This is a genomic window from Campylobacter concisus (assembly GCF_002913225.1).
In the GTDB taxonomy this organism is placed as follows: Bacteria; Campylobacterota; Campylobacteria; order Campylobacterales; family Campylobacteraceae; genus Campylobacter_A; species Campylobacter_A concisus_J.
On record NZ_PPAW01000062.1, the window covers coordinates 20,865 to 34,026 of the forward strand.

Annotated in this window: 9 protein-coding genes; 6 read left to right on the top strand and 3 right to left on the bottom strand. The window is 41.2% G+C overall.

Annotated elements, in window-relative coordinates; translation table 11 throughout:
- Positions 1-40 precede the first annotated feature (40 nt).
- Positions 41-2,107 (top strand): TRAP transporter permease, encoded by a 2,067-nt coding sequence (locus CYP26_RS09580; protein ID WP_103631216.1) that lies wholly within the window; start codon positions 41-43, stop codon positions 2,105-2,107.
- 98 nt (positions 2,108-2,205) lie between these two features.
- Here the strand turns inward: CYP26_RS09580 and CYP26_RS09585 are convergent, their stop codons facing one another.
- From CYP26_RS09585 to CYP26_RS09595, 3 genes are all read right to left on the bottom strand, one after another.
- A complete protein-coding gene (locus CYP26_RS09585; RefSeq protein ID WP_103631217.1) occupies positions 2,206-2,691 on the bottom strand; it encodes a tetratricopeptide repeat protein in 486 nt (161 codons plus the stop codon).
- A 70-nt stretch (positions 2,692-2,761) separates the two neighbouring features.
- A complete protein-coding gene (locus CYP26_RS09590; protein ID WP_258031477.1) occupies positions 2,762-3,424 on the bottom strand; it encodes a M48 family metallopeptidase in 663 nt (220 codons plus the stop codon).
- Positions 3,400-4,719, bottom strand: a complete 1,320-nt coding sequence (locus tag CYP26_RS09595; RefSeq protein WP_103631224.1) for an MATE family efflux transporter — start codon at positions 4,717-4,719, stop codon at positions 3,400-3,402. Before CYP26_RS09595 ends, CYP26_RS09590 begins: the two co-directional genes overlap by 25 nt.
- Before the next feature lie 95 nt (positions 4,720-4,814).
- On the opposite strand from CYP26_RS09595, the gene abc-f reads away from it, so the two are divergent.
- From abc-f to CYP26_RS09620, 5 genes are all read left to right on the top strand, one after another.
- The gene (gene abc-f, locus CYP26_RS09600) at positions 4,815-6,746 is read left to right on the top strand and encodes a ribosomal protection-like ABC-F family protein (protein WP_103631218.1); all 1,932 of its coding nucleotides are present in this window, start codon (positions 4,815-4,817) and stop codon (positions 6,744-6,746) included.
- Position 6,747: 1 nt separating this feature from the next.
- Positions 6,748-7,182 (top strand): hypothetical protein, encoded by a 435-nt coding sequence (locus CYP26_RS09605; protein WP_103631219.1) that lies wholly within the window; start codon positions 6,748-6,750, stop codon positions 7,180-7,182.
- A gap of 75 nt (positions 7,183-7,257) precedes the next feature.
- Positions 7,258-8,769 (top strand): DKNYY domain-containing protein, encoded by a 1,512-nt coding sequence (locus CYP26_RS09610; RefSeq protein WP_103631220.1) that lies wholly within the window; start codon positions 7,258-7,260, stop codon positions 8,767-8,769.
- On the top strand, positions 8,769-10,214 hold the full coding sequence (locus tag CYP26_RS09615) for a DKNYY domain-containing protein (RefSeq protein ID WP_103631221.1): 1,446 nt from the start codon (positions 8,769-8,771) through the stop codon (positions 10,212-10,214). Before CYP26_RS09610 ends, CYP26_RS09615 begins: the two co-directional genes overlap by 1 nt.
- A gap of 125 nt (positions 10,215-10,339) precedes the next feature.
- Positions 10,340-12,280: a BCCT family transporter gene (locus tag CYP26_RS09620; RefSeq protein WP_103631222.1), complete on the top strand. Its 1,941-nt coding sequence runs from the start codon at positions 10,340-10,342 to the stop codon at positions 12,278-12,280.
- The last annotated feature ends 882 nt before the right edge of the window (positions 12,281-13,162 follow it).

The following is a 13,162-nucleotide window of genomic DNA, read 5'->3' on the forward strand; positions in this document are numbered from 1 at the left end:
ATTCTTTTAAATTTATATATTTAAATTTTAAAGGAGAGAGATGAACGAAGTTAATGACAACGAAGAACAATTTGTCGAAGTAAAGACAAGAGAGATAAATAGCAATTTTTACAACTATTTCATCGCATTTGCGTGTTTCTCTTGGTCGGTTTTTCAGCTTTATATAGCGTATTTTCCGCTAAATACTAACATTTCGCGCTCAGTGCACCTAGCCTTTGCGGTTGGGCTTGTATTTTTGCTCTATCCAGTCACTTTTCATAAAAAGGCTCACTCGAGTTTGCCGTTTTACGACCTAGTTTTTTGCGTGGTAGGCGTTGTTGCCGTGCTTTATCCAGCGGTTTATTTTTATGAGCTAGCTGATAGGACAGGAGATTATATCACGCAAGACATCGTCATATCGTTTTTGGCGATCATCGTCTTACTTGAGGCTGGCAGACGTGTCATGGGACCAGCGCTTCCTATCATTTGTATATTATTTTTGATATACGATCACTTTGGTCCTTATATGCCAGACATCATCGCTCATCAAGGCGCTAGCTTTGAAAAGATCGCAGGACACATGTTTTTGACGACTGAGGGCGTCTTTGGCGTGCCTATCGGCGTTAGCGTTAGTTTTATCTACCTTTTTGTTCTTTTTGGCTCACTACTTGAGCGAGCAGGCGCTGGACAATACTTCATAAATTTAGCCTTTTCTCTTCTTGGCAAATATAGAGGCGGCCCAGCTAAGGCTTCAGTCATTGCAAGTGGCCTAACTGGCATGGTTTCAGGTAGCTCAACAGCAAACGTCGTAACCGTTGGTACATTTACCATACCACTTATGAAAAAAGCTGGCCTTTCACGCACAAAAGCTGGAGCTATCGAGGTTGCAGCTGGTGTAAATGGACAGCTCATGCCACCTATCATGGGTGCGGCTGCTTTTATCATCGCTGAGTTTTTGGGCATGACATATACAAATGTTATGATGGCGGCGGTTATTCCAGCTTTTGCTTGTTATTTGTCGCTATTTTTTATCGTGCATTTAGAGAGCGTCAAACTTGGACTAAAGGGCATAAATCAGAGCGAGTTTCACTCAAGATTTAAAATTTTCGTTAGCGGTCTTCACTATATAACGCCGATTCTAATTTTGCTTTACACGCTTTTAATAGCAAAAGAGTCAGCCATAGCCGCAGCTTTTAATGCTATTGGATTTTTATTTTTGATAATGATCTTTCAAGAGCCAACCAAAAAGCTAGCTTCAGGCGAAAAGGTAGGGCTAAACGATGTGCTTCTTGGCTTTGAGGATATATTTTGGGCGATGGTCGCAGCTGCAAAGAGCATGACCACAATAGCCATCGCAACCGCGCTTGCAGGCATCATCGTAGGCTCTATCTCGCTAACTGGCCTTGGTCAAGTACTTTCTGATCTAGTCGAGCTTCTAGCGGGCGATAACATCATGATGATCCTACTTTTAACGGCTCTTATGTCGCTCATCCTTGGCATGGGTCTTCCAACAACGGCAAACTACATCGTCGTCTCAAGCCTTGTTGCGCCAGTTATCTTGTTTTTGGCGCATAAAAATGGCTTCTTAATCCCTGCCATCGCCGTGCATCTTTTTGTATTTTACTTTGGAATTTTGGCTGACGACACGCCGCCAGTTGGCATCGCAGCCTACGCAGCAGCGGGCATTGCCAAGGCAAATCCAATAACCGTTGGCGTGCAAGGATTTTTTTATGATCTAAGAACAGCGATCTTGCCATTTGCCTTTTTCTTTAACAACAAACTTATGCTTATTGAGAGCATAAATACTGGCGATCCGCTTGATTCAAAAGGGATAGTCTGGATGAGCAATCCACTTGAAATTTTACTCGTCTTTGGCATGGCGATCGTGGGAATGTTTGCCTTTTCTAGCTTGTTGCAAGGCTACTACGTCACAAAGCTTAGGATTTGGGAGAGGGTGCTACTTATCCCAGTCGTGCCTCTAGCTCTTGTGCCAAACATCTGCGTGAAATTTGGTCTGATGCCAAACGAATACACAGCCTACATCGTAGCAGCAGCTCTTTATGGTTTTGTCTTTATGACCCAGTGGGGCATAAAAGATAAGCCGCTTGATCAAATAAGAGCGATTTAATATTAGGCAAGAGCTCTCTTGCCTAAACTTTTAAATTTATTTATAAATTTCTAGTGATTTTATAAAAAGTGAGAATTTAGGCTTTAAAAGCCTAAAGATCAAAATTGTTTTGAGCGTTTTAGATCGCCCGCAAACTCGCAAGACATCTTATCGTTTAGTTTGCAGCCTTTTTCTAAGAAGGTGTAAGCCTCTTTAAATTTCTTAGCTTCTATTAGTATCGAGCCTATCATGCCGCAAGAGTAGCCGTCGTTTTGCTCGCAAGCTTTGTTAAAAAACTCTCTTGCCTTTTGTGGATCGTTATCTAGATAAATTCCACCAGCTGCTGAGCAACCCTCTTTTTCGCCACCTTGACAAGCTTTGTTGTAAAACTCTAACGCTTTGTTGCTATCTGGCACGTCAGTTTTGCCAATCTGGTAGATCGCACCTGCTGTTACGCATGATCTTGCGTCATTTGCTGCGCAACCTGCTTCAAATTTAGATAAAGCCTCAGTGAAATTTGAGTCAGCATAAGCTTTCAAGCCATCTTCAAAGTCGCCTGCTAGAGCGCAAGCTGCAAGAAGTGAGATAAAAATCATTTTTTTCATAAAATTTTCCTTTTGTAAAGTAATATGTAATTTTAACATATTAAATTTGCACTTACTTGATGAAAAATAATTACGATTTTAAAATTTGCTCTTGCTCTTTGTAATCAGGCATGATGGCTTCTATAAATTTATAAAAGCTGCTTTGATGATGCGGATAGAGTAGATGAGTAAGCTCGTGAAGCACGACGTATCGCACGGCTGAGAGCGGCTTTTCGATTAGTCTTAGGCTTAAGTTTATATAGCCTTTTTTGTGGTTGCAGCTGCCCCAGCGAGTTTTGCTATCTCTTATGACGATGCGACTAACTGACTTATTGATATGAGGCTGATAGTAGCTTACAAGCTCTAAAAATAGCTCTTTTGCTCTTGCTTTTTTAAAGCGTTCAAGCACCTTTAAATTTGGCGTTATGATAAATTTATCTTCAAAAAATGGCACATTTACGCTCTCATCAAATTTGATCTTATAAATTTCTCCAAGAAATTTCATCTCATCATCTTTTGGCAAATTTAAAAGAGCTTTTTTATAAGAGTTTTCAAGCCAATTTCTGTGTGTCTCAAGAAAGCCAAGAGCCATCTTTTGCGTGCTATAAAATGGCATAGAAAGGGTGATCTTAGCATCCTTGCCAACTCTTAGGCGCATAGCCTTTACGTTTGTTTTAAAATTTATTAAGACGCTTAGACCATAAAAGTCTAAATTTAGGCTCTTTTGCCTCAAACTAGGCGTTTTTCTTGCCACTTTTTGCTTCTCCAGCGCCAGGTATTTGCAAGGCCCCTTAGCCACTCATCAGCGCAAAATCCTATCCAAACGCCAACAATGCCCCAGCCAAGGTGTATGCCTAAGAAATATCCAAGCGGCAGCGAAAGTCCCCACATAAAGATAAGCCCAGTCGCAAGTGGGAATTTCGCGTCGCCACTTGCGCGAAGGGCATTTACGATGACGATGTTAAAGGTTCTGCCAGCCTCTAGCACGATCGAGAGCGTAAAGAGCGGTAGCATTATCTTGCGCAGGCTCTCATCTAAATTTAGTGCGTCCATGATCTTGTACTTTAAGGCGTAGGCGATCAAAACGACGATGAGCGTGATAGAAATTCCAAGCCACAAGGCTTTAAAGGTCCTGGTATAAGCCTCGTTAAACTCGCTTGCTCCAACCAAATGTCCCACGATGACCTCGTTTGCCACGCTGATACTTGCGCCACAAAGCAAAATGAGAAGAGTGATTTGAAAGTAGATCGTTTGCACGCTAAGAGTTGCCTCGCCCATGCTCGCGATAAAGCCAAATGCAACCATGTATTGCGCCATCCAGAGTAAATTTTCGCCAGCACTTGGCAAGCCAACTGAGAGTATTTTCTTTAAAATTCCAAACGGCACGACAAGTAGTTTGCTAAGATAAATTTTAACTTTTGCCACGCGTATGAGCATGTAAAGTAGGACAAAAACGCCAATAAGCCTACCTACAAATGTCGAGATAGCAACACCTTGCAAGCCTAAATTTGGCAGATCAAACCAGCCAAAAAGGGCGATGGCGTTGCCAAAGATGGTGATGATGTTCATCAAAACTGAAGTTAGCATCACAGCGGTTGCTAGATTATAGACGCGAAGCACCGCAGCTAGCACCATGCCGATGCCATCAAATAGCAAGGCAAAGCCAAGTATGTGAAGGTATGAGAAGCTATCGTTTATGAGATCACTTGGCACGTTTAGTAAATTTAAGATGTTGTAGCCAAAGACGTAGATGATGATGGCTGAAAATATGCCAAAGACCGTATTTGACGTGATGCTTGCGTGTATGACGCTTGAGGCTAGCTCGTTTTGCTTTGCTCCAAGAGCTTGTGCGACGACGACTGAGCAGCCCATGCTTAAAAAGTTAAAAATGGTCATAAAAAGATCCATCACTTGATTGCCGGCACCCATGGCACCAACTAGATGCACACTCACTTTTGTCACCATGTAGGTGTTTATGATGAGCGTTATAAAGTGTAAAAACATATCTAAAAATATAGGGACGACCAATTTTTTCATAGAAAGATTCATAAATTTCTCCCTTTTTAAATTTTGGGCGATTATAGCCAAATTAGGTTTTAGCTCCCTTTTGATATAATCCAAAAAATTTAAAATTTGAGAGAAAAATGGCATTAATCGACCTAATAGACGTAAGTAAAAAATTTGGTGCAAATGAAATTTTAAACAGCGTAAGTCTTAGTGTAAATGAAAATGAAAAGATCGCGATCATCGGTAAAAATGGCAGCGGCAAGAGCACGCTTATGAAGATCATCTCTGGCGAGGTGGCAGCAGATAGCGGCAGACGGATAGTGCAAAACCTAATAAGCGTCGAGATGCTAGCGCAAAATCCAAATTTTAACGCCACATTTAGTGTAAGAGATGCGCTAAATAACGAGCTAAAAGAGATATTTGACGCGATAAGTGAGTATGAAAAAAGTGGCGTCTTACTAGCAAATGATCCTGAAAACAAAGAAATTTTAAAAGAGCAAGAGAGGCTTTTAAAATTTATAGAGGCAAAAGATGGCTGGAATATCGAGCATAAGATCGAGCGAATTTTGCAAGAATTTAAGCTAAAAGAGTATGAAAACAGGCCCATTTGCTCGCTAAGCGGTGGCGAGATCAGGCGCGTGGCACTGGGTGCGCTCATCCTTAAAAAGCCAGATGTGCTGTTGCTTGACGAGCCGACAAACCACCTTGATGTCTATATGGTCAAATTTCTTGAAGATATGCTTAAAAGCTCAAATCAAAGCATAGTTTTTATAAGCCACGATAGGTATTTTATAGATGCTCTCGCTACTAGGTGCGTTGAGGTCGAGGATGCAAGCTTAAAAAATTTCGAGGGCGGATATGCAAACTATCTAACCAAAAAAGAGGAGATTTTAGCAAGCCTTGCAAAGTCGCATGAGACACTGCTAAAACAGCTAAAGGCTGAAGAGGAGTGGCTAAGGCGCGGCGTAAAAGCTAGGCTAAAGCGAAACGAGGGCAGAAAAGAGCGGGTGCTCGCCATGCGCGAGGAGGCCAAGAAAAACCCAGGCGTGATAAGACGAGTGAGGCTTGAGCTTGAGCGTGCGAGTAAAAATTTCAACCAAACGCAGAGCCAAAACCGCAAAAAAATGCTATTTGAGTTTAAAAATTTAGGCAAAAGCATAGACGGCAAGGTGCTTTTTGAGAAATTTGACGCAAGAATCTTGCAGGGCGAGAGGATCGCCATAGTTGGGCGAAACGGCAGTGGCAAGAGCACGCTACTTAAAATTTTGCTAGGACTTGAAAAGCAAAGTAGTGGCGAGATAAAAAGAGGCGAGGTGAGTATCGGCTACTTTGATCAAGCTAGAAATGTCCTTGATGATGATAAGAGCCTTATAGAGACATTTTGCCCAAATGGCGGCGACCACGTGCTAGTTCGCGGGCGAAATATGCACGTTTATGGCTATCTTAAAAATTTCCTCTTTCCAAAGGAATTTCTTGATAAAAAGATAGGCGTTTTAAGTGGCGGTGAGAAAAACCGTGTCGCACTTGCGATGCTTTTTACTAAAACATACGATGTGCTAGTGCTTGACGAGCCGACAAACGACCTTGATATCGCAACTATCAATATCTTAGAAGACTACTTGCAAAGCTTTGAGGGGGCTATCTTGCTCGTTAGCCACGATAGATATTTTGTCGATAAGATGGCAAATAAACTCTGGGCGTTTGAGGGCACAAAGATAAATGTCTTGCACGAAGAGTATAGCGTCTATTTGGAGCTTGAAGATGAGATGAAAGAGCTTGATAAATTTGAAAAAGAGCTCTCAAATAGCCAAAATGAAGCCAAACAAAAGAGCAAATCTGGCGCAAAACTAAGCTATAAACAAACGCAAATTTTAAACACATATCCAGATAAAATTTCAACCCTTGAAGCAAGAGTATCCGAGCTAAATGAGGGGCTTAGTGATCCAAAAATTTATCAAGAAGTGGGTCTTGCTAAGCTTTATGAAGAGCTTGAAAAGGCAAAAGCTGAGCTTGAAAGCCTAGAAAATGACTATTTTGAAGTGCTTGAGATCGCCGAGGAGCTAGAGTAGCTTGAAAAAGATCGGTAGGATAAGCGCGCTAAATAGAAGAGTTGTTAGGCAAAATTTAGCCACAAGCATGAGCCTTTTGATAGGTAAAGAGAGATTTAGCGGGGTGTTTTCACCAGAGATAGAAAAATATGAAGTGGGTGATCTAGTCGAGATAAAATATAAAAAGGTTGGATTTTTAAATAAGATAGATATTATTAGGCTAATCGCGACAAATAGAGAAAATTCGGACTTATATGAAAGGTTGAAAAATTTATTTTATTTGATTATGTTTTTTTATTTTTCTCTTTTTTTATTGATGGTGATTTATTATGGGGTTTTAAAGAATTTTAGTATTATTGGAGCTATTTTAGCGTTATGTGCTGTTTGGCTATTAAATACAGTAGTTAGAGTAGTATATTATCAGTTTTTGATTTTTAGATATTTTATATTTGGATAGAACTTTGAAATTTAAATTTATGAAAGGTTTTTGTGCCATGATGAGGTCGCTAAATTTGTTTGAAACGGAGCTAAAATGCTAAAAAAACATCCGCTAATCTCAGTAATAATCGCCATTGTTGTGATATTTTTTGCTACCTACTTTTTTGTCTTTGGGTTAGTTTCTGTTTTAGATGACGACATTGGTGATAGTAAAGAGTTAAATAATAGCTATTTTTACGTCAAAGATGACAAGGTCTATGCCATGGTGCCAAGCGGCGGTAAATTTGAGCTAATAGGCGTGAGGGCCAGTAAATTTAGATACATTGACACCGGCAAATACGACAACAGAAACGTTGGCGCTAGTGATGAGGCGGTATATTGTGGCAACCTCGTGATGAGCGGGCTTGATCCAAATGGCGTTAGGGCGCTTGGCAATGGCTACTTTGGTGACGGCAAGATCACATATTTTTGTGATAGCGAAAGCGAGACAAACCTCGAAATATCCGCACTTAAAGAGTTTTGGGATATCTTCTCACATAAAATGTTTAAAACCCCAAAAGCGCAAACTCATATCTATAAATTTAGGCAGGTTGATAACGTAAATTTAGCAGCTATCTTAGGCTTTGGCTATGCAAGCGACGGAGTAAAGGTCTATCATGAGGGCAAAGAGCTAGAGGGCGCAAATGCCAGCAAAATGCGATACATCGAGCAGGCATCTGGCAGAAAGAGCGTGCATTTTACGACTGACGGAGAAAATGTCTATTATGACAGCACAAAACTAGGGATCAAATTTAGCCCACAAATGCGTGATATCGGCGAGATATGGCGCATTCACTATCTTTATGAGCCAAATTCTGGCATGGTCTATGCAAACGATCACGAATTTGACCCAAAATTTGCCCCATACGAGCCACTTTTTAACCTAGAAGATAAGCATACCTATCACGCTCTTTTTCGCGGCAAAGGCGGGATCTATCACTGGGAGCGAAAGTGGCAGTGGTATAACAGTATAGATGAGGGCGAGTTTGTAAGAGACGGCGATGATCCATTTAAAGGCGAGATAACGCCGCTATATGGCGACGTGGTGATAAGTGATGGCAAGACATATTTTTTAAAAACCTATGAAATTTGGCACAACACTAAAATTAGCCACGGCCTAAGCTCACGCCACACGTGTATCGTAAGGCTTGATACAAAAGAGCAGTGGCGAAAGATAGGGCTTGTAAGAAACGATGGCTACGGAGCGGTCTATGCAAACGGCGATAAGACATATTATTTTGATAACGTCGGCTACGGCTGGCATTTTAACAGCAGTGTTTATGATATAAACGACCTTGGCGTGGTTGAAATCCTCACTCGTCCTTATGACTCAAATGTTGAGAATTTAAAACTAGATGAGATAGTAAAAATGGTAGATCAAGGCGCTATGGTGCCAGCTGAGGGCGAGGTGGTGATCGATGCGATAAGCGACTTTGATGATTACTCGCAAAAATATGCCTACTGGATATTTTTAGCCATTGCATTTATAGTCTCGGTGGTTGGCGCTATTTTTAAAAACAAAAAGCAAAAAAGCGAGCTTAAAAAAAGAGTGGATGATTATAGATAATGAGAAAAATTGCGACTAAGATACTTTATCTTTTTGTCATTTTGACGCTATTTTTTGTTTTGGCGATGCTTTATCTATGGCATGAGGGCGAGTATCAAAGAAGCTTTGCAAACATTGATAATAGTGAGTTGTACCGCTCGCCTGAGGGTAAAATTTACGTTCAAATTTCAGGCAGTGGCAAGTATGAGCTAAAAGGCGTCGATGAGGCTAGTTTTAGAGTTTTAAAGCTAAAACACGCGTATGATTACTCAAACGTGGCGGCTGATAAAAATCATGTCTATTGTGCTAGAGAAATTTTGCCTGATCTTGATCCAAACAGCACCAAAGTGCTTGGCAATGGCTATCTAAGTGATGGCAAGATAAGCTATTATTGCGCTACTAGAAGCGAGAAAGAGGCGGGATTTAGCGAATTTAGTGCCATTATGAAAAACCTTGCTCACGTTTTTATAAAAAGCTACGATGATAGTTCATATTTTTACAGGACAAAAAGGGTCGAAAGTACAAATTTAGAGCCTATCTTTGACGCTGGCTTTGCAAGAGACGGAGCTACGCTTTACTATAAGGGCGAAAAGCTTGACGCAGATCCTAGCAAGCTAAGATACATCACGACAGAAAATGGCGCTGCTAGCGGATATTACACTGATGGCAAAAGCTTATTTATGGGCTTTTATAGGCTTGATACAAGCTACTCAGATGAGACGCGCCGGATATGTTATGACCCAAAGCACGATATAGAATATCTTTTTGAGCCAAAAAGTGGGGCGGCGTTTGCAAATGAGCGTAAATTTAGCGCTCAAAATATGCCTTATAACGCCATTTATAGCGTGGATAACGTGCATTCGTTTTGGCCTCTTTTTGCTAGCAAAGATGGAATTTACTTTTGGGATAGCACGAAAAACGAACAAGCTAAAATTTCAGACTACCAGCTAAAAGGCGAGCTAAAAAGGCTCTATGCTGACGTTTTTGTAGATGAGAGCTTGGCGTATTTCTTGCAGCAAGGTGAAGAGTGGCGGCGCTCAAAGCATGGCAGGCACTTAGAGGCGCAAACAGTCTCTTTATATAAATTTGCCCCAAGCTCCTCTTGGCGTGAGATAGGGCTAGTAAAAGATGGCGAATACGGCGCAGTTTATGCAAACGGCGAGAAGGTCTATTTTTTTAGCAAGATAAAGCCATTTTATGGCATAAAGCATAGCGTTTATGAGGTGGCGGACCTTGGCGTCATAGAAATTTTAACAAGAGCGTCTAAAGAGCTTAGCGCAAAAGATATCAGCGAGATGATAAAACGCGGCGAGCTAGTGGAGGCAAGCGGCGAAGAGGTTGCAAGATCGAGGATAGAGTATGACTCGCCAAAGATCATTTTGTATATCACATTTGGCATCGCTTTTGTCGTCATAGTGCTAACAACTCTTGCAAAACCAAAGAGAGATAAAAGAGACTTGAGATAAATTTCAAAGTGGCTATTTTTGGTGGCTAAAGCTTAAAATTTCATAAAAATTTAAAGAGAAAATTTGGCCTATTTACTCTTTTTTGTTATTTTAAAGCGAGACTGAAATTTATAAAAAGGAGAAAAATGTTTAAATTTCAAAGGTCAAAATTTAACAATTCAGTATTTATCCCATCGCTTGTTATCATAGTTTTAATAACAGCATTTGCAGCGATATTTCCAAATTTCTCAAATGAGTTTTTTAAGGGTATGCAAAACTACATCGCGGCCAAATTTGGCTGGTTTTATATCCTAGTCGTTGCCGTCATACTGCTAAGCGTCATCATTCTTGGCTTTAGTAAGCTTGGCGAGATCAAGCTAGGAGCTGATCACGTAAAGCCAGAGCACAAAAATATCTCGTGGTTTTCTATGCTTTTTGCCGCTGGCATGGGCATAGGTCTAGTATTTTTTGGTGTGGCTGAGCCGCTCATGCACTATCTAAACCCGCCAGTTGGCGACGCGCAAACTATCGCAGCGCAAAAGCTTGCGTTGAATATCACATTTTTTCACTGGGGCATGGGCGCATGGTCGGTCTATGCTATCGTAGCGTTAATTCTCGCCTTTTTCTCGTATAGGCACGGCTTGCCGCTCACACTTAGATCGGCGTTTTATCCGATCATCGGAGATAAAATTTATGGCAAGATAGGTAGTGCCATCGATACATTTGCCGTCGTAGCTACCCTTTTTGGCGTGGCGACGTCGCTGGGATATGGCGTGCTTCAGGTAAATGCTGGCCTTACGCACGTTTTTGGCCTGCCGACTATGCATATCACGCTTCTAATAGTGCTTTGTTTTGCAGCTACCATCTCAGCGGCAAGTGGCGTGGATAAGGGTATTAAGATCTTATCAAACGCAAACATCGCGCTAGCTATATGTTTTATGTTTTTGATACTATTTTTAGGCGATACGACGCAGCTTTTAAAGTCGTTTGTGCAAAACAGCGGCGACTACATCTCTACGCTCATCTCAAACACTTTTAACCTCTACGCCTACGAGAGGCAAAACGAGAGCTGGCTTGGCGGTTGGACGCTGCTATACTGGGCTTGGTGGCTATCTTGGTCGCCGTTTGTGGGGCTTTTTATAGCTAAAATTTCAAAAGGCAGGACGATAAGAGAATTCGTTATAGGCGTGCTTTTAGTGCCAACTGGCTTTACTTTTGCTTGGATGAGCTTTTTTGGCAACTCAGCGATCGCTCTTGTGCAAGGCGGCTTTAGCGAGCTAGCGACCACGGTAAATTCCGACTCAGCCTCAGCACTTTTTATGTTTTTGGAGAAATTTAGCTTCTCAGGCGTGCTAAGCGTGATCGCAGTCTTTATGATCGTCATATTTTTCGTCACTTCTGCCGACTCTGCGGCGATCGTTATGAACATGCTTTGCTCAAACGGCAAGGACGATACGCCAGTTTGGCAAAAGGTCTTTTGGGGCGTTACAGTGGGCGTCGTGGCGGCATTTTTGATGCTAGCAGGCGGTCTTGGCTCACTTCAGGCACTTACGATCACAACCGCACTGCCATTTTCCATAGTGTTACTTGGCGCCATTTACGGGCTATTTAAGGCGTTACGTGTGGATCTAACCAAAAAAGAGACAAATAACTTTAGTAACATGCCTATTAGTGATCTTTCAAAGCCGTGGCAAGAACGTCTAAGTGCGATCATCACGCTGCCAGGCAAGAAAGATGGCAAGAAATTTTTAAACGAGGTTGCACTAAAAGCTTTTAACGAGCTAAAAGAGGAATTTGCCAAAAACGGCCTTGAAGCAAAGGTCACAAATGGCGAGAATTTTGTAAATTTAAATGTCGGACTTGGCGACGAGATGGACTTTAGATATGGCGTCTATCTCACCAAGAGCCATAGTCCAGACTACACCAGAGAGCTTGACGGCGACGATCTTTACTACAGGGCTGAAGTCTATCTAAAAGAGGGCGGTCAGGACTACGACGTGCTTGGCTGGAGCGAAGCTACGCTGATAAACGACGTCATCGAGCAGTACCGTAAACACATGCAATTTTTACACGTTGTAAGAGAGTAAATTTGAGTGAAATTTGATTGATTTTCAACAAAACGCATGCAGTGCGTTAGCACTGAAGCATGCACCTCTAACGTGCGAGGGGATTTTACTTCGACTTCGTCTCGTAACTGCAAGCAGACGAGGGATTTAAAAAGGGGGATAAGGGGACGGCTTCGTAATTTAAGTCCCCTTGTCTCCCTTTTGAATAAAAGAGTTTATAAATTTAAAGTTTGGATTTCAAAAATAGAAATTTACTATTTTGCAAATTTTAAAATTCCATTCACTCGCAAGAATTGACTACTAAAATTTGGCTTCGCTTATAGCTTAGCTCAAATTTTAGAGCCGAAATTACTCGTTCATGAAATTTTAAAATTTGTATGGCACTTGCATGATGAAACAAATTTGCAAATTTTAAAATCTTACTCACTTGCCTTAGCAGACTACTAAATTTAGGTCTCGTAGCCACTCGCCACTAAATTTAGAGCCGTGATATGCCAGCTCTAATTTTAAAATTTGCTAGAAATTTCTTAAAAATAAACCGCATGCAGTGCTTCGGCACATTTGCATGCACCTCTAACGTTGTCGGGCTTTACTCGGGCTTCGTCTCGTAACTGCAAAGCAGACAGGGGATTGTTATTAAGGGATAAGGGAGCTTCTTTGTTTCGCAGGCTCGCAACTGCAAGCAGAGCGTAATTCAAGCCTCTTCCCCCTTAACAAAGAAATAAAACTTTAAATTTCTAAAAGCTTTAATTTACAAATTTTAAAATTCCATTCATTCGCCTTAGTAACTTACAAAACCTAGGGTTGTAATTTTTATTTTTTTAAAATTTTCAAATTTTTATTAAAAAGGGAGACAAGGGGACTTGAATTTTGCTTCGCAGGCTCGCAACTGCAGGGCAGATA